This window comes from uncultured Reyranella sp. (assembly GCF_945957355.1).
GTDB lineage: Bacteria > Pseudomonadota > Alphaproteobacteria > Reyranellales > Reyranellaceae > Reyranella.
This window is the reverse complement of the sequence record NZ_CAMFKM010000006.1, coordinates 18,334-37,173: the sequence shown is the minus strand read 5'-3', so window position 1 is coordinate 37,173 and position 18,840 is coordinate 18,334. Positions and strand designations below refer to the sequence as shown.

The window sequence follows — 18,840 nt, the reverse complement described above, 5'->3', positions numbered from 1 at the left end:
TATGTTGCACGACCAAATGCAAGGCGAGCCGCTTCCCGCACAACCACAAGGTGAGACCTCTGTCCCGCTGGATGCGGCGGAGGCTGTTCGCCAGACAACTGTTCGCGTTCTAGAGGAGCGGATCCGGCTGGTCGGCGTCGACCGGTCCGGTGCCTACGAGCATTACAGCCTCTGGCTCTCCAAGGGGTTTCCCATCCGAAGCTATGAGCTCGCGATACTGGCTTTCGTGAAGCAGCATCTGCCGGAATTGAAATCGTATCACGAGATCGGCTCTGGTCTCGGCACCGTGCCGTTCATGCTGGCATACGAGGGATTTGCGGCGGTTGGCGTTGAGCGTGATGAGCGCCGGCACCTCACGGCGACGACGATCCTGCGTGAGTTGACGGCGCAATATCCTCAGATGGAGAACAATTGCCGCTTGGTGGGGGCCGAATTTCCGGACGCTGTGCTTGATCTAGATGTATCAGAATCTCTGGCAATCCTGACCGATTTCGTATCGACCCAGGAGCCGAATACCTATATCCGCTTGTGTCGCGAGTTAGCTGGGTATCGTTTTGTCCTTATGGACATGCAGCGCTTCTGTGTGAAGCGGGAAACTGCAGAAGAGCAGCAACGCCTTGTCGAGGAGTTGACGAAGTACGGGTTGACAGAATGCCCTGGAGGTTTCGACTGCGGAAGTGAAGGAACCTATCGGCTGTTCGAGGGCAAGCCCGCCGAGGGGCATCGCGCAGCGAGTATCAAGGCGGATCGTCGAGAAGGGACGCTTCTCGCCACCGCGCCCAGCAAGCCGGGGGGAGGCACTGCAATTGCCCCCCAGCAGTCCTTGCAGACAGTACCGAGCACGGATCTGCAGACGGTTGCCGGGAGCAAGCTGCCTGCCGAGGCGAAATCTGTCGAGGGTCCCTCGACGTTACGTGCCACTGTCTTGCCGCCGATGCCTCAACGGGCGCGCCGAGCGCGCTTCGGTGGTTGGTTGGCCGCGTCGGCCCTCATTGTGATCGTCATCCCGACGATCCTCGCCATCGTGTACTATGGTTTTATAGCGTCGAACCAATATGTCACGACATTCCAGTTCGCGGTTCGCGGCCCTTCGCAGGCCGCGGGGCGGACGATGTCGACGGCGATGACAGGTACCACGGCGATGTCACCGGATGCGTTCGTGGTCACGGACTACATCAATAGTTCGCAGGCAATTGCCGATGTCGAGCGACGCCTGAACTTGCGCAGTATTTTCTCGAAACCGGGCATCGATCTATGGTCGCGCTTGCCGGAGCGTGATGTCAGCGCCGAAGAATTGAAGGACTACTGGGCAAATATGGTGTGGGCTCACTTCGATATCGTTTCGGGAAACGTGTCGGTATCGGTGAAGGCGTTCACGCCGCAGGATTCCCTGGCCTTGGCGGAGGTGTTGGTGGTCACCTCGGATGAGATGTTTCGCCGGTTGAATAACCAAGCTCAGGAGGACATTGTTCGCCTCGCCAACGACAACCTGAATCGTGCGCAGCAGCAACTGGTCGAGGCCCGCAAAGATTTGCTCGCCTTTCGGGAAAAGAGCGGTTTGGTCGATGCGGACAGGGAGGCCTTAGCAGGGGCACAAATTATCGATGACTTGCGAAAGCAGCTCGCGGGCTTGCAGGCTCAACACGAATCCATTCGCTCCGTGTCGCCTAATTCGCCAATCCTGAAATCCCTGAACTCGCAGATCGCCGCTCTCGAAGCAAAAATCCGGCAGGAGGGCCAGCTCGGCGCTTCTCAGGTAAAAGCAATTTCTCCAGAGGCATTGCGGGGATTTCAGTCGTTGGATGTTGAGCGCCAGTTTGCAGAGAAGAATTATGGCGAAGCCATGAGCCTGCGCAGCCAAGCCTATGTAATGGCGCAGAATCAGCAATCTTATTTGGCGCTTTTCGTGAAGCCCACATTGCCTCAGACATCACTCTATCCTGATCGGGCTAAATCCATTTTCGTTGTCGTTCTCGCTGCCGCTGCGGCATGGTTTGTCGGCATGCTTCTCGTATACGCGGTTCGCGACCATTTGGCTTAAGGATGTATGTAGAGGAGAAAGGCGGTCTGGAATGCCACGTGCCGTCAGTCAGGTCTCTTTTCAGCTCAGCGGCTCGGCTGCAAGTCGACCGGGCCGACGGCTACGTGTGGCATCTTGCCGTGCTGTACCGGTATCGCCTGTGCCCTTACTTTAAGCATACCTTTCTGGGCGGTAGTGGGCACACGATTACCGGACCTCCCGTCGCGAGGTGAGAGTGAATTTCACCGTACCGCGGCGGCGGCTGATCGCCGCGCCATTGCGGGCGGCCATCGTTAGAAGGTCGCGATTGAACACGAGGCGATCGGAGCCAAAGAGTCCTCTTTGCCATTGCTTGTTGAGCTTGAAGTAGAGCACACCAGGATACTGGAGATGGTTGGCGAAGAGATCGTTCATGAAGAACCGCCATTCTGCCAGCGTCCAGTAGACACGCCGGCCATCCTGGTCATCCTTGTCGTTGAACGTGATATCGCAAGCAGTGATCACGTCGAACTTCTCACCCAGGTCAGGCATCGGTGTTAGCGGGGTAACGCGGACAATAGTGCGCTGGACGCCAAGGCATGCAGCGATGCTCTCGTAGAGTTCGCTACGGATATCGATCCCGACCACTCGATGGCCGAAGAAGCGGCAGACGAACGGGAAGTGACCGCCGCCCGTACCGATATCCAGCACGCGGCGGGGCAGCCCGCCCTCCAGACCGAGCTCGTGCGCAAGCAACAGCTTCTGTAAGGCGTAGAGGGCGACATCAAGATACTTGTAGCCGGCTGCGGCATCGGCAGTACGGGTCGCATCCGCGTACTTTTCGCGAAGGATATTCAGGCGAGGGCCGTCAACGGTCGCCATCAGCGCCAGCAGGTCCCGCATGATCTCCCTGCGCCGTGGGTTCCATCTCAAAGCGTCTTTGAGCGTTCGCTCGAGGATTGTTTGCGTCGAGTTCATCTCAAGCACTAGATCTTCAGTCCATGCCTCTCAGCTACTTCAGATTGGCGCGCGACAGCCGGTGCGAAGAGCTCGGCGAATGGATTGTCAGCGTCGCATACGGGCTGGTTGCTGTCGTTGTCGATCCAGGTTCTAAACCACATCTCGAGCATGAGCAGGGCCCACAGTCGCGTGCCATGCTCCTGTCGTTGTGTCACATGCTCCGCGAGCATCTGCTGCACGAATTCACGGCGCACGAGGCGGCGATCGGCGAATCGCTCACTCAGTAGGAAAGCCTCGGTCGCTTTTCGCAGCTCTTCGCGCATCATCTTGGCGATCGGCACGCGGAAACCGACTTTGGGCCGATACATGCATTCGTGTGGCACGAAGGGTTCGAGTGCCGATTTCAGCAGCGCCTTACCTTCGTTATCCCACACCTTGAGGTCGCCTGGGATGCGGGAAACCCATTCGACCAGCTCGTGGTTGAGGAAGGGCGCGCGGGTCTCTAGGCCGTGCGCCATTGCGGCGATATCTACCTTGGTCAGCAGATCGCAGGGCAGGTAGGTCTCGAGATCAATCCGGCCGGCTTGCTCCGCCCTGGTTAGGCCGTCCACGACGTGGACCGCCAGGCTGTCATAGGTGCAACGATCGAGGCTAGGTAGCAGTGCCAGGTCGTAGCCAGCGAGCTTCTGTCGCTCGCGGAACGTCTCCATGAGGTAGCCGTAGGTGTCGCCAGCCGCCGTTCGATGGGCGGCGAGGCCGCTCGTCGCATAGAGCTCCGGGAGCTGCCGACCGCCAGCGTTCCGCGACATCTGGGTGCCGAACCGGAAATATCTCGCGTAGCCCAGCAGGGTCTCGTCGGCGCCGTCGCCGGTCAGCGCCACGGTCACCACCTGGCGCGTCTCACGCGACAGCGCGTAGGTTACCAGAGCCGATGAATCCGCGAATGGCTCGTCGTAATGCCAGGCAAGCTTGCCCAAGCTACTGACGATCTTGCTGTCGTAGGTGAAGACGTGATGGTTGGTCCGGTATCGCTCGGCGACCAGCGTGGCATAGCGCGTCTCGTCATAGTCGCCAAAGCCGAAACCTGACGAGAAGGTTTCGATTGGACCTTCGTGGGTCGGCGCCATCATCGCCACGACGGCGCTCGAATCGACGCCGCCCGACAGAAACGCGCCAAGTGGCACGTCGGCAACCCGGCACAGGGTGACGGCGTGACGGATGCGGTCGATCAGTTCGCGCTTAAGGTCAGCGGGACTGCCGGTAACTGGATTTTCGCCGGCGGGCGGAAGCTGCCAATAGCGCTGCAGCAGCGGGGGCCGTCCACGCTCACACACCATTAGATGAGCCGGTGGCAGCCGCTTTATACCGCCGAAGGCGGTTTCAGTCCCGATCGTATAGCTGAAGCTCAGAAACTCGTGGAGAGCTGACGGATTGGGCCGGCGCAGCACGCCCGGCCAGGTGAGGATGGCCTTGATCTCAGAGCCGAAGAGGATGCCGTCGGGTCGCTCCAGGTAGTGCAACGGCTTTTCGCCGAAGCGATCGCGCGCCGCGACCAGGCGCTCGGCATGCGAATCCCAGATTACGATTGCGAACATGCCGACCAGCCGCTGGAAGAGGCCAGTGCCCCATTCGCGGTAGCCGTTGACAATGACCTCGGTGTCGCCAGTGCTACGGAAGTGATAGCCGGCAGTGATCAGTTCGCTACGCAGCTCCCTGAAATTGTAGATAGCGCCATTAAATATGACGTGGACCGTGCTGCTAACGTCATGCATCGGCTGGTGGGCGGCGGCCGATGTGTCGATGATTGCCAGCCGCCGGTGCGCCAGCACGACGCCAACGTCAGTCCACACGCCTTCCCCGTCCGGGCCGCGATGCCGCAGCATATCCGCCATCGCAAGGCCGCGGCGATGCAGCTCTGATTGAGGTAATTCGCCAGGCTGTATTAGCAAAGCGGCAGCGAGTCCGCACATTAGTCTATTTCTCCAGCACGATGTAATAGCGCATGCGGCTGGTCGTCATGTTGACGATCCGGCACCCGAGGTGTCGCGGCAGGTCGTTCACGACCTTGGTGCCGATGTAGATCGGTTCGCCGGGACGCACTGCCGCCTGAACATCCTCACCATAACGTTGCGCAGTGAAAAAGAGCCGTCCACCAGGACGCAGGACGGTCAGTAGCTTGCGTAAGGCATCGAGTGGACGCTCGACGTGCTCGAAGGCCTCACAGAAGCTAATGAAATCGACGCTGTCAGCGTCGAGAATTGCGAGTATGTCGTCACTATCGACATCGAAGACATGCGCCTCGAGGCCTTGGTCACGCATATGGGCGACATACTTCTCGGCCAGTTCGAGGCCGACCAATCGTCGCCATCGGTGCGTCTTGCGCTGGCGCGTTACTTCGAGATACTGGCCTACCCCGCACGCGGCATCGACCATTACCGTTGCCTCGGCCGGAATCCAGCGGGCGAACCTGTCATATGCATCCTCGTAGCCTTTCCACTCAGCCGCCGTCTGCATCTTGCGGATGTAGTGGTCGGTCTTGCGATAGCCTTCTTTTTGGCGGCTGGGCACGGGATTGAGGAAGATGCTCTCGCAGCCATTGCAGAAGTCGAAGCCGTACAACGTGGCTGGGACTTGCAAAGTCGGTATTTGGTCGAAATATCCGCCGAAAACTTGGATGGGCTCCGGCAAGGTTGTGGCGGGCATCCGCCACAACGGTTCGATGTGCTTCGAATTACAGACCGGGCAGGTCGTCAGCTGCTGATCGCCGGCCATCGAAAACAATCGGCCGCCTGAGCCAATGGGGCCGAACTGCACTGTCGGAATGCGATCAGACCTGTTTGCGCCAACGACCGCATCGGGCGGTTCTGCGGCAACCGGAACGGGAAGGGCGCTGCGCGTCCCGACTGCGCGACTGCGGAAGCGCCAGTATTCGTAGGGTGCGGAGAAGTAAAGCTGCTCGACGGGCCTGAAGTCCGTTGTCCTCAGTACCTCGAACAGGGAATCGCGATCGGACTGGTCATTTCTGGCTTCGCCAAATCGAGCAAGGTCCAGGATCAGCTCATCGAACGAGGCCGCTGCATGCGCGATCGCACGGTAGTTTTCTGCGCTATATGAGCTTGTTATGTTCGTGCAGATGCCGACGTTGATCTTGTCCTCAGCAAGAGCCGTACTTGGAAAGGTAGCCGGGAACAGACCCGCAGGAGCAAGCACGAGGCTTTCCTGCAAGGCCGGATACCGCTGTCTTTGTTGATCGAAGTGCCACTGGCAGGCCGTGTGGCGTCGAATGTTGCCTTCGAATGCGAACACCTCGAATCCTAGCCGTGCCAGCAGGATTGCAAGCCCGCCCCAACCGCTGCCGATTTCGACGATTCGAGTAGCGCTAGCAGGATAACGTTCGCAGATCGCTGCGGCGACAGCGAATTCGTACGGCTCCAGGGGGGCGTGAGCGGAAAGCTTTGTCCGGTAGAGGTCGTCGACAGGGAAGTGTGCTCCTTCTCCCTTCATCCAGGCACGATGCATGGCTGCAAGTTCTACAGATACAGCATGGAGAGAAGTCGGCGGAAGCGCGGCCTCGCTGGAAGCAGCCCCGTCGGCCACCTTCAGCGCCTCAGGATGGCGAGCAGACGGGCCATCCACCTCAAGCGGCGGCGCTGTAACTACGCGCGCAGCTGAGAGGACTTCGGGCTGCCCGCTGTCGAGAACATGCAGATGTTGCATGACCTCGTTGACCGTCAAAAACTTGAGCTCGATGCGAGCTCGATCGCAGGCACGCGCCAGGCAATCGAAGATTGCGATGATATCTGGATGACAATGAGGGATACAGCCGTCGCCCTGGGCCAGCTGGTAGTCGGACTTCATCGAATGGGCGTGTGTCTTGATGAAGAGATTCTTACCAAGGCAGACGGACTTGCTAAGCCATGTCTCGACGATGCGTTCAGGAGTCTTGAACAGCGTCCGATTCGCTGCGCTGTAGTAGTCTAGGGATGAATGCGTTGCCTTGATCGGCGAGTTCCAGATGAAGAACCGGCTAGGATTCATGACTCTGCTTCGCGCATCGACTGGCCGGGGGTCCGAACGAGGATCGTCGTAAGCTCTTACCTGGTCGATTGGCTTGCAGGTAAAGGGTCGCTCCAGTTTGGGATCGCAATAGCCGCGGCCGGCAGGGAACGAGAAGTCGCCGAACCCGCCATGACGCATGATGATCGACATCTCGTCACTGACGTGGCAGATGAGCGGATCTGAAGCGTTGAGCGCCCAATTGCCGTGGATGAACGCCCAGTGTTCGAATGGTCGGCCGATTTCGCGCGCGATTGCTTCTTTCGACAGCTTGAACAGCAAATCCAGCCTTTGCCCGTCTGCCTCTGACGTGCTGCAGGCGTTCACCCAGCGCGATACGGGATGATCGAAATGCGACGTGTTACGCGTCCAAAACTCATGATGGACGTGCAGGTGCATTTCATGATTGTCAGCTTCTATCAGGGGCCGGATGGTATCGCGTGTACGCTTCTCGTGCCGCTCGGAGCGGCCGTTGAAGACGACGCGATCGCCCGGTACATGAGAGTCGGCCGGACCGATCGGGCCGTCGCTGTCGAGCCTGTAAGGAATAAACACATTATAGAACAGGCTCAGACGACGGGCATAGCGATTCGACCGGGCCATCTCAGCCATGCGGTCTACCGCACGGGCACTGGCGTCGTCGATCCGCACGGACCAAGGCTCGAAATGATCGGTATGGAAATAGCAGACCGATTCGCAGCCGCGACTCCTCAACAGGTCCGCGAGGCCCTCTATCGTCATCCGAGCCGCTTCTTCACGTGGTGGTAGTACGAGTCGGGTGGCGAGGTGGGGATGGGCACCGCCGCCATCCCTTGGGTCCTTAATCGGTCGAGCAATTGCCGCCGCTCATCGGGAGAATTTCTCACCTGGCCGAACAAACGCGTATCTAGGATGACGTCACCGCAGGACGCTAACGATGCGATCACACGGGCTGTCAGTTCCTCCGGCCAAGTCGCTCCGCAATTGGTGAAGATCAAAACCGTATCCGGTCCAAGCAATGCCGTTCCGCCGAGAACGGTGGGGAATTCGCCAGCTACGATCGCATAACGCTCGGCTACGGATGGCCATGCATCTCTGACCGCACCCTGCACTCGGGTGGCGATGCGAAACCTTTGTTCGTCCTGCTCGATGCCGGTGACCCGGTAACCTGCTGTGGCAAGCGCCAAGGCGAGCGTGCCTAGACCAATGCCCGCATGGACGATTTGCCGACCCACAAGGTCGAAATTCGCGAGCACGTAATCGAAGATTGCTCGGTCATAGAGGCTGAGGGCGCGGCCCTCGTTTTCAATGCGATCCTCGTAGAAGGCATACAGTCCGGCAGAAGCTCCTTCGGATTTCAAAAGATCGACCATTACCCTGTACAGGTACCCGTCGAGGAACGATAGATTTCTAGTGGTAGTGGCCAAAGGCGGCACGAGGATTACTCCGGGGAAATACGCTTTCGAAGCATTACTATCATGCTCGGGAGCTAGGCACGACGGGGCTACCGTCGGCTTCAGGAAGAGGTACCTAAAGGTGACAGATCATAAACCTTCAGAGTGTGTCGCAACATGGCGTCGACGCTGAAGCGTTCTCGCACGAAAGTCGGAGCCTCGCGCCGCGCCCTGGTCTTCCAGTCCTCCTGTAGACAGAAGAGGACATGATCGGCCAGCGAGCGAGCATCGGCATGAGGCACGGCCCAGCCGGTGACACCTTGCCACAATGTCTCGCCGACGCCCCCAACATCGGGCGCCACCACGGGGACGCCCAATGATTGGGCCTCAAGCAGCACGTTCGGCAGCCCTTCGTGTCGTGATGTCAAGATGACAACATCCATGGCTTTGTAGCTGGAGCCGATGCCGTCGATCCGGCCCGGCAGATGGACCCGGCCGGAAATTCCAAGCTGCACTGCCCGGTCTCGCATCTCGGTGAACATCGGCCCCTCGCCGCAGACTACGAAATGCGCTCGGGGTTCCCGCCGAGCGACTTCGGCGGCCATGTCGATCCACAATATGGGGCGCTTCTCCTCGCTCATGCGAAAGACGCTGCCGACGACTGGCGCATCCTCAGGTATCCCGAGGTCCCTGCGAAATTGTCCCGTGCGCTCCGGGTCGACGGTTGCGGCGAGGTGTTCGAAATCGATGCCGTTGTGGATGACCTCGATGCTCGACGGTGCGATATTGAGCCAGTCGGCATAGTCGGCCGCACCGGCCTGACTGTTATTCGTCAACACCACCGAAGGGTGATCAAGCACCGCCCGATATCCTTCCTGCATGAACCTCTTCAGCCGTCGGCGAGGGTTGTCAGGTCGCACGCTGCGGGTACCCAGGACGATCCTCGGCACGCCAGCAAGAAGTGCCGCGACAACGGCCGTCAGGTTGGTGCTGTCCTGCCACGCATGCACTACCTGCGGCCGCCGGCGTCGGAACTCTCCAAGCCAGAAGGCGATGAGCTTGGTCATGTCCGGCGGGAATGAGCGGATGAGTTGTGCGTAGGGCGCGACGTGCCGATCAAGCAATAGCTTTTCGACGCTCTTGTCGGGGGGGATGACGATCTCCACGGGCTTATCGGCCAGCAGCGGCCGGAAAAAGTCCCTGCGTGTCCGGCGGGTGAGGGATATGCAGAAAAGGGCGATGTCCAGTTTCAGGTTCGGTTCGCTCAAGCCGCGCAGCTGGTTGACTAGCTGCCGCTCGGCGCCGCCGGCGGCCAGAGATGCCGTGACGGCAATGATGCGCCTTGGCACCGGCTGGTACGGAGCGACACGCTCGGCGGCTTCGCGGACGAGGGGAAACAGCCGTTCAGGTATCAGCACGGGCTCGCTGCTGGGCGAGGCCGCAAGGGTGCGATGGTCGATGCCGACCAGATTCAAGACATGTATGACATCCACGAGCTGCTTTGCATTTTTCGTGTCCGCTGGCTTCAATTCGCGGGCGGCGAGCAGATGACGAAAGGCGGCATCCACGATACCCTGACGCAGGTAGTGCTGGCCAAGCCTCGCCCTGTGGCCCGCTTCTTTGGGCTCCGCCGCGCTCGCCTGTTCAAAGTAGGCGACGGCGCGGTGATGGAGTTGGGCGACTTCTGCCGCATGGCCCAGACGAACCCACGTTTGTGGCGATGCAGGCAGGGCAGTTTCAGCGGTATCGAGTGCGGCTAAGGCCTCGCCTTCTCGTTCGGCGGCGGCGAGCATGAAAACGAGCTCGTGCCAGGCATCGGCATTCTGCGGCGACTGCTTGCAGATCTTCGTCCAGGCAGCGATCGCTTCGTCGATACGGTTCAGCTGCCTCAGAAGACGACCGCTGTAGAGCAGGGCATTGGCATTGTTTGGCTCGATATCCAGCACTTTGCGATAGGCGGCAATAGCTTCGTCGCCGCGATCGAGTTCTTCCAGACAGCGACCGAGGCCAAGCAGCGCATCGCCCCGCTGCGGGTTTACACGGTTCAGCGCCTCGTACAGGGTGACCGCCACGTTCCAGCGGGCCTGTTTGAAAAGAAGGCGGGCCAGTCCGGTCAGGGCCATCGCATCCATCGGAGCGAGCCTGAGCGCGCGGCGGTACTCGCTTTCGGCTTCCTCGGGCCGGTGGGCACCTTCCAGCAAATACGCCCGCTGAACCAGCGGCGACGGCGCGCTTGGGTCCCGCTCGGCGATGCGACGCCAGAGATCGAGCGCCTGGTCGATATATCCGGTGTCTTTCGGTAGCAACTTGGCGATGCGGGCGAGGGCGTTTCGGTCGTTGGGAAGTTGGTCCAGCAAGCCCTGAACGATCGTTTCGGCGCGCTGAGTATCGCCCGCCTGTCGATAAAGCTGTGCCAGCTCGACTCTCGGCGCGGGATTCGTCGCCTGCCGCTCCATCCAGTCGCCGAAGTGCCGGACTGCCGCCGCCGGATCGCGGCCCGCCAGGATCTGGCCGTAGCTGCAGAGAGCTTCCTCATGATTGGGATCATGCTCGAGGACTTTGCGAAAGTATTCGAGGGCGTCGTCATTGCTCTGCTGGCGTCTGCTGATGCGCGCCATCTGGAGTAACGGCTCTATGGAGAGAGAATTGCGAGTGCCGTGCGGCGGCTCGGGCATTAGGCCGAGGACATGCTGGTAATGCAACGCCGCTTCATCGATACGGCCGCTACGATGGAGCGCTCGCGCCAGTTGCAGGGAAGGTCTGCTTTGATTCGGACTGATCTCGATGACGCGCCGCCAGACATCGATCGCCTCGTCATGTCGTCGCAGGCGTAGGAGCAGGTTACCCAGCGCTGTCAGCGCCGACTTTTGATACGGCGAGCGGGCGAGCACGGCGCGGTACAGGCGTTCGGCTGCAGACAACCTACCAGCGCGCAGGTAACCTTCGGCGAACATCACTTGCCACTCCCGAAAGTCAAATATGGCTTTGAGATGCATTCTTAGTTGCCGACAGGCGAGGCACCCTGGAAATCGACGGCCAAGTACCGTAGCAGTGTTGCGTACGCAGCCAAGTTGGCCAAGTCAATCGACGTTTGTTCCGTAGCTTTGGGGTGACGGTCAGTTAGCGCCCTACAGTGTATTGGATGGTTCGCGCCCTCAAGGCGAATGGCCCCATTTGCCGAATGTCGAACCTGGTCCGAAGCATCGATATCCTCGTCGCTTCTCTGGACGCGCCAATCCTCGATTGGTTCAACTCGTCAAAATCCCCGTGACGGCGTACTGATAAGGAGAAGGGGGGGCACCTATCCACACATCGAATGCAATTTATTTCTGTCACGGAAAAATTGGCTAACCAGTGTAAGAAAACGTCTAGACCGAAGAGTGCAACGATGGGCAAAGCCACCTTGAACAATCTTAAGTGCGAATGATGGCCCAGTTAAGTCAAATCCTTCGTAGCATTTTGCAGCCTGTGGGCGTCCGGTTTCAGCAACCTTGGTTGAGGCGCATCCAACTAGCAGAGGGTCGGGCGGCCTTCGCGGCAGGTAATGACCCTGAGGCTGAACGCAGCCTCCTTGCCGCCCTGCAATCGGGTGCGAACGAGGACATTTGCCGTCTGCATTTGGCTAGGATTTATAATCGTAACGGTAATTGGGAAAAGGCACTGGAGCAGTGGTCATGGCTACGCGATCGCGATCGCGATCGCCTGGAGCCGCACTTGCAGGTTGGCCGGGCACAGCTTCGAATGGGACGCTATCCGGAAGCTAGCGCCGCGTTCAACGACGTTTTGGCGCTCGTCCCCAATCATATGGAGGCGTGCCAGAAACTGAGGGAATTGCAGGCGCTGAAGAACCAGGCTTCATCGTCGGTGGCCGGCAGTCAGTCGCCGTCGAACGGGCCAATCCCCGCAGTCTTGCTGTTCGACAAGGGCCGAGCCGCTTTCAAGGACCAGGACTTCGGGGCCGCCGAGCGACATTTCTCCGGGGCGATCGCGGCAGGAGCCGACGAAGCGGCAAGCCGCCTTTATCTTGCGCGCATTTTCAATCTAGAAAGACAGTGGTTCAAGGCTTTGGCGGAGTGGAAGTGGCTTCGCGACAGAAGTCCGATGAGTCTGGAGCCCCGCCTGCAGGTCGCCCGTGCGCAATTTCGTTTGGATCTGTATGCTGACGCCGCCGCCGGCTTCAGGTCTGTGCTCGAATTGGCCCCCGAGCATACCGAAGCCCGCCAGAACCTGGAACGACTGGAGAAGATTCTTCAGGAGAGCTCACTCTCGATCGGTGAAGGTGTTCATCAGAACTGGCTGTCGAGCGTGCCCGTCGACATACGATGGCAGATCTCTGGTAGTCTCCTGGCTGTCAGTATCTCAACGATCGAGGCCGCCATCGATCATCTCATCCGGCATACGGCGAGTTTCGATAACCTGTTGAGAAACTATGGAGAAGCCGAAGGCGAACTATCCGGCCATAGGCAGCTGTACAGCATACAGGCATCTGCCAAAGTCAAAGAACTCACCGGCGAACTCGATGTAGCCAAGGTCACCGCTCGGTCGCTGGCACGCCGCACTGATAAAAAATTCGAGACAGTCGAGCAGTTCACTGGCAGATCAGCGGTTGCTGTGATTCCTCCGCGTGTCGAATGGCGAGAGACAGTCTTGCGCACTAGCGGCGAGATTTACCGAACGCACGGTCTTCACGCCGCTCTTACGTGGATTTGCCGGCAAACTCTCGTTGAAGACAGGCACTCCGTTCTTACGGCGCTGGCCGCCGACGTTCGCCAATCGAGCGGAGACGATTCGGTTCGCTTGTACTGGTTGGCCTTCGCAATCGCTGCTTCCTCGTCTGAGGCGGCGGTGCCGGCACTGGTCATTGAACTTGCTGCCGGTTTTGAGGGGCTTCTGCAGGCGCTGCCGGAACATGCGGAAGCTCGCCAAAGCCTCCAGCGAGCCAAGGAATTCAGCAATGCTCAGCAGGTCAGCAGTATAGGAGAGTATCATCAGTGGCTCGACGTCGTGCCGCCGATGTTGAAATGGTGGTTGTCTGAGAAGCTTCTGGGGCTCGGCATCGCAACCATCGAAGTTCTGCTTGATCGGGCTGTTAGACAAAGTAGCGCCCTCCTCGAGCTGCTCGGTATCTACGGCGATGCCGACGGTGAGTTGTCAGGTCACAGGCAATTGTACGTGCTGCAGGCGGAGGCAAGGGTAGACGACTGTGTTGGCCAGCTGAAGCAGGCTAAGCGGGCGGTCCGCGCCTTGAGCCGACGTACCGAGAAGATGTTCGAGACCATCGCAAGCTTTGGCGGGCGGCAGATGAACGATACTTCGGTGTCCGGACGGGCAGTGCAACGTGCCGAATGGCGGCAGATCGTCGCCAAGGTGGCTGCTGACACCTATCGTTCGCATGGCTTCAATGCCGCTCTCGCATGGATTTTCCATGACGGCCTTGTCGAAGACCGGGCGAGCATTCTGGCTGATCTCGGTTTGGCTGTGAGAGAGTTGAGTCGCGCGGACGCCATCAACCTTTACTGGTTGTCCTATGGGGCAAAGCCTTCGCCACTGAGGGCCGAGCAGATGGCGGGGCGGATGTTCCAGGCAGGGGATCTCACGAATTGCAGTGCCCTCATCGCGGCAGCCCCAAAGGCGACGACATCGCCGTTCGTGACAGAGATGCGGTCGAGTGTTGCGCTGTTCCGCTCTGGCGTTGAGATTCCCTCTCGTATCAGTGGGGAAGGGGAAACCGGTCAGCGTCTTGTCTATGTCGCATCCGGATCGCTCCCATTCCAGATCGCGGGCTATACCATCCGGACGCATCAATTGCTGAAGGCACTCGTGGCCGCGGGGATCGACACGGTTTGCCTGACGAGGCCGGGCTACCCTTGGGATCGACCCAGGGCCTTGGCCGGTGGCCATCCCATCGATGAAAGGCATGAGGTCGAAGGCGTCAGGTACATCCACACGCAGCTGGATGGTGAAGGGAGAGGCGAAGACCTCATTTGGGAAGCGAGTGACGCCCTCGAGCGTCGATTTCGAGCTCTTGGGGCCGGGATTGTGCAGGCGGCTTCCAACAGCCGTAATGCCTTGCCGGCACTGATCGCAGCACGGCGTGTAGGCGCCAAGTTCATCTACGAGGTGAGGGGCCTTTGGGAGTTGACTGCCGCCTCGCGGTTCATGGGCTGGGAGGAGACGGAACGATATCGCCTGGATCGCGACCTGGAGGTTCTGATTGCGTCTCAGGCCGATCATGTCCTTACGATCACGCAGGGGGTTGCGGGGGAGTTGATGAAGGACGGCGTGTCGCCCGACCGGCTGTCGCTTCTGCCGAACGCGGTGGATCCAGAGGTTTTCCGGCCGATGCCCAAGGATCCTGCACTGGCCGAGCGACTGAAGATTTCGCACGACGATTTCGTGATCGGATATGCGGGATCATTGACGGTGTATGAAGGGCTTGATGATGTGATCTCGGCGCTGCCCCGCCTGCTGCAGGCAGGGATCCAGCCCAGATTCATCGTCGCTGGCGACGGTGAGTATCGTCAGCATATGCAGGCACTGGCGACTAGCCTTAGCGTCTCGGACCGCGTGACATTTACCGGTAGGGTGAGGCCCGACGAGATTCAGGCCTATTTGTCGTTGGCTGACGTTGTTACGATACCACGCAAGCCCTTCAAGGTATGCATGGTCGTCAGTCCATTGAAGCCGTTCGAGGCCATGGCGATGGAGAAGGCCCTGGTTCTGAGCGACCTGCCGGCGCTTACGGAAATCGTGGAGGACGGTAAGACTGGGCTGATCTGCAAAGCCGCCGATCCCGCCGATCTGGCTGCCGTCCTGGAGCGCTTGGCAAGGATGCCTGATCTGCGTAGCGAACTGGGACGTGCGGCCAGGCAATGGGTGGTGGAAAAGCGCTCTTGGGCGCAGAATGCCACCAATTTAAAAGAGCTGTACGAGGCGCTGGCTACGGATGACGCCGTCGGCCGAGATAGCGACCGGTCGTTACCGTCGGCAGCTACCCAGGGTTCGGCCTCCAGGACTATCCGCCCGTGATTGCAGACTGACGAATCGAGCCGTGCATTGGACAAGTCACCGACACGACGAGAAACGGCGCCCATCACGGTTGCCATAGCGACTTTCAACCGATCGAATTATCTGGCCTCGGCCCTCGAGAGCTGCCGGAAGCAGCTCGTTCGACCGGAGCGGGTGATCGTGGTCGATGACGGGTCGTCGGACCCGACTCGAGAGGTCGTGCGGCAATTCGAGTCGCTGAACGTCACCTATGTCAACGTCGGCAAGATCGGACTGGGAAATGCTCGAAACATCGCGACGGCTCTCTGCACCACCAAGTTCATCTGTATTCTCGATGACGATGACATCATGCTGCCGAATCGGTTGCGCGATCATATGGTTTCCTTCGAACAGGGCGTTCAGCTGAGCCACGGCGGTTGGATAAACTTCAATGCCAGGCTCGAACTCGACTATTGGCCAGGGAAGCCCGTTACCGAAGACCTGATTGTCTACGTTGGGGCTGCTATCACTCATGGTGCATGCTGCTACGAGACGTCGGTTCTGCGCGAATTTCCCTATCGTTCGGATACGCAGGGGGGGACCGACTACGACCTTGCCGTGCGGGTGATCCGCAGCGGCATTCGATGCCGGCACACCTCTTCGTACGTGCTTCTTCGCCGCCGCCACGACACCAGCGTTTCTGCGCTCGCCGCCGCGGGCCAGGCCAATGTCCGCAACGCGATCGTTGGGGCGCTTGATCTGACACGGGTGAACGACCAAGTAGAGAAACGTACGGCAATTGCCAGGGATGTCGGCGAAGTGGTGCACGTGAACACGCCGCCGCTCGATCTCGTATATCAGGAGCTTGGTAGGCCTACGGGTGCCATGCGCGTGGTTGGCAGCGTGCCGCGCTCAGCTGGCAGGCTTGTCGCCCTGTTCGATGCCATGAAACCGGATTGGCACAATATCGAGATCGTCGACGGGGCGACAATTCTCTCGTCAACGATCTGCCTCTCGTGTCGACCGACCGCTGATTTGCGAAATCTCTCGGCGTTCGAGGCGATGCTGGGCAGGCATTCCATTAAGCCTGCGGTCGTCGTTGCCGGCTCGGCGGCAGCAGTTACCGATTCGATGGAATCCGGCCTTTCGTCGGATGCGTTCCGGATCGCCATGAGGAGTACCAACCTGCGCGAGCTCTTGCTCGCCTACAGGATCATTCGCCATCAGCGCGACTGGGAATGGTACATTGCCGTGGGCACCGACACGGCCCGGGGGGTGGGGGGCACGCAGCCTGTCTATTGGCTGGTAACGGCACCCTTCACCAGGGCCGAAGCCTCTGCGATGGAGGGGATAGGGCCGGAGGATATATGTAGCTTCGTCCATCGGCAGACTGACCTGCCGGCGGTCGTCATCCAAGGAGCGACACCGCGATGATCGTGTCGCCGGCGGTATACGAAGACGGCCGTACGATCTGGCGGTTGGAACCGGAACCGGGCGACATCAAGCCATCCCGCTCTACTTTGTGGATCGAGGGCTTCGTTCGGTCGAAATCTCCCGGCACGGAGACCCTTTGGCTGGCGCTGGCCCTGCAGCCCTTTGCCCGGCGTCGCCTGATCGTGCCGACAATCGGATCTGTACGCCTTGGCGAGGCCATCGGCGCCATACTGGGCGTGATGGTCGCGGGAAGAGGGGAAGCGCGGGAAGAGGAGTTCAGCCAACGGGAGTTCAGCGCCGTCCTGACTCGGGATCCGTTGGATCTGTTCATCTCGCAGCTGGCTCGGTCGCCGGCCGGCCATACGATTGAGATCGTCGCCAGTCCCGGCGGCGCCAGTGCCGGGACGACGGCTTTGCGGATCGCCTCAAATGCCGGGGCCTTGCGCCGGGAAGTCCGGCCGCTCGATCGGCTGGGAGAGCTGGCGTCCTCGATCATGCTGGCCCCCAACTTGTGCCTGCGCAGCCTCGACAGCTTCGCTTGCCGGGAGGAAATGGCGGACGTGGACCCTGCTTCCCTCTCGCGGCTATGTGAGATGGCTGGAGTGCGGCTCGGCCTTCCATTTGCAGGGACCAACGTCAGGAACATGGGACGGCATGCCGTGTCGCTGGGTATTCCGCCTATCGTGGCCTTTCGTAACCTCTGGAACCGCTTCCGAACCGCACCCGAGGTGATCGCCGAAGTGTACCGCCAACTGGCGCCGTCGCTAGATGCCAGCGAGGCGGACACCTCCGCTCTCCGTATTTCTGAGTATTTCGCGAGTCTATTTCCGTCCAACCCGCCGACCGAGGCTGTCCTCGACGCTTTCGATGCTGACTTCTTTATTGCTTTTCCCTTCAGCCACGCCGCTCGCGTCTGACGGTCCGTCGGCGAGAGGCATGTCCTCATTGGCGGGCGCCGTACGCACAACGCGGCCAAACTCCGCGAGCTCGGACGTTGGAGAATTCAGCTGAAGTGTTTCAGCGCGCCGACTGAAGAAACCTGAAAGAAACGTAGTTCCATATTTAAATTTTACGAAATCGGAACCGTGCTTTTCGAGGTCGAATAGGTACCGATCGCGCAACTTCGTGGTCTGCTTTCTCAGCGACGATCTCAGGGAAGCATCCGAGATGTCCTCGGCGCGTGCCCGTGAAAAGATCTCCTTGATCTGAAGGCCGAGTCGTCGCTCGTTTCGGCGCATGATCGCCTGCTCCTCGTCGATGAAGACGTGATTCGACATCCCGTAGTATTGGAACATCGCGAGGTATATGCTTATCGGCCGATAGTAGATGGCAGCCCGCTTCTGGTTCAAATGGTGCCACAAGTCGGGCTCGATCAGGGGCAGCCCGAATACCTTTTTGTGACCGTCCGACAGAATGAACCGCGTGGAGTTGCTGTTTGCGGTCCGGAAATGGACAACGCCGTCGGCAGCCAGCAGGTGGCCTACGTTACTCACTAATGTGTCGATGTCGAAGTGCCGCTCCAGAGCGTCATTCAGGAAAATCAGATCGAAGGAGCCAGGTTCAAATTTTTGACGGATGGAAATCGTCGATATGTCGGCTGACGAAAGGGCGAGCTGGGCTGTGCCAAAGGCATTTGCCTCAGCGTAGGCGAGCAATTTCGGATTTGCTTCAATTCCCACCACAGAGGCGCCGGCATTGGCCAACGCGATAGACAAGCCGCCATAGGCGCAACCTATGTCGAGAACGCGCTTTCCCGAAAGTTCGATCCCTGACCATTGCTTCAGCTTCCCGACCATTGCTTCGCCTCGGTCGTTAGCGGCCATTGCAAAGCCCAAGGGACGCTCAGTGAGTAAATCATCCGGGCTGCGCTTATTCTCCGACGCGTAAAGTTTAACAAAGTCAGAATACGCCATGAACTCTCATCCCCAAGGTTCTGTTTCTCAGTCGATGCTCAATTCTATTGTAAAGAGCAAAATGTTTTCTATCGATTAAGTGAAAACTATCAATTCAATTCGCTGTTCGCTCGCAATC

The 18,840-nt window shown here is 59.5% G+C and carries 10 protein-coding genes; 4 read left to right on the top strand and 6 right to left on the bottom strand.

Annotation, left to right across the window (positions count from 1 at the left end; translation table 11 throughout):
• Positions 1-16 precede the first annotated feature (16 nt).
• Complete coding sequence (locus Q0Q48_RS11650) at positions 17-2,041, top strand: hypothetical protein (RefSeq protein ID WP_295137679.1); 2,025 nt, start codon at positions 17-19, stop codon at positions 2,039-2,041.
• A gap of 186 nt (positions 2,042-2,227) precedes the next feature.
• Here Q0Q48_RS11650 and Q0Q48_RS11645 read toward each other — a convergent pair whose 3' ends face one another.
• The 5 genes from Q0Q48_RS11645 to Q0Q48_RS11625 all read right to left on the bottom strand — a co-directional run bounded on the left by Q0Q48_RS11645 (position 2,228) and on the right by Q0Q48_RS11625 (position 11,384).
• A complete protein-coding gene (locus Q0Q48_RS11645) occupies positions 2,228-2,902 on the bottom strand; it encodes a hypothetical protein (RefSeq protein ID WP_295137677.1) in 675 nt (224 codons plus the stop codon).
• An 83-nt stretch (positions 2,903-2,985) separates the two neighbouring features.
• Positions 2,986-4,929 (bottom strand): asparagine synthase (glutamine-hydrolyzing), encoded by a 1,944-nt coding sequence (gene asnB / locus Q0Q48_RS11640; RefSeq protein ID WP_295137675.1) that lies wholly within the window; start codon positions 4,927-4,929, stop codon positions 2,986-2,988.
• 4 nt (positions 4,930-4,933) lie between these two features.
• Positions 4,934-7,627, bottom strand: a complete 2,694-nt coding sequence (locus Q0Q48_RS11635; RefSeq protein ID WP_295137673.1) for a class I SAM-dependent methyltransferase — start codon at positions 7,625-7,627, stop codon at positions 4,934-4,936.
• A gap of 125 nt (positions 7,628-7,752) precedes the next feature.
• On the bottom strand, positions 7,753-8,367 hold the full coding sequence (locus tag Q0Q48_RS11630) for a hypothetical protein (RefSeq protein WP_295137671.1): 615 nt from the start codon (positions 8,365-8,367) through the stop codon (positions 7,753-7,755).
• Between the two features lie 143 nt (positions 8,368-8,510).
• Positions 8,511-11,384 (bottom strand): tetratricopeptide repeat protein, encoded by a 2,874-nt coding sequence (locus tag Q0Q48_RS11625; RefSeq protein WP_295137669.1) that lies wholly within the window; start codon positions 11,382-11,384, stop codon positions 8,511-8,513.
• Positions 11,385-11,811: 427 nt separating this feature from the next.
• Here Q0Q48_RS11625 and Q0Q48_RS11620 point away from each other — a divergent pair, with 427 nt between their 5' ends.
• From Q0Q48_RS11620 to Q0Q48_RS11610, 3 genes are read left to right on the top strand one after another with little or no spacing between them, the layout of a single operon-like run.
• Entirely contained in the window at positions 11,812-15,417 is a 3,606-nt protein-coding gene (locus tag Q0Q48_RS11620; RefSeq protein ID WP_295137667.1) for a glycosyltransferase, read from the top strand.
• Positions 15,418-16,809 (top strand): glycosyltransferase family A protein, encoded by a 1,392-nt coding sequence (locus Q0Q48_RS11615; RefSeq protein ID WP_295137665.1) that lies wholly within the window; start codon positions 15,418-15,420, stop codon positions 16,807-16,809. It begins immediately after the preceding gene.
• The gene (locus tag Q0Q48_RS11610) at positions 16,806-17,726 is read left to right on the top strand and encodes a hypothetical protein (RefSeq protein ID WP_295137663.1); all 921 of its coding nucleotides are present in this window, start codon (positions 16,806-16,808) and stop codon (positions 17,724-17,726) included. The genes Q0Q48_RS11615 and Q0Q48_RS11610 overlap by 4 nt, the downstream gene beginning before the upstream one ends.
• Here the strand turns inward: Q0Q48_RS11610 and Q0Q48_RS11605 are convergent.
• Positions 17,631-18,722 (bottom strand): methyltransferase domain-containing protein, encoded by a 1,092-nt coding sequence (locus Q0Q48_RS11605; protein WP_295137661.1) that lies wholly within the window; start codon positions 18,720-18,722, stop codon positions 17,631-17,633. The two genes, Q0Q48_RS11610 and Q0Q48_RS11605, sit on opposite strands and share 96 nt — an antisense overlap.
• Between the last annotated feature and the right edge of the window lie 118 nt (positions 18,723-18,840).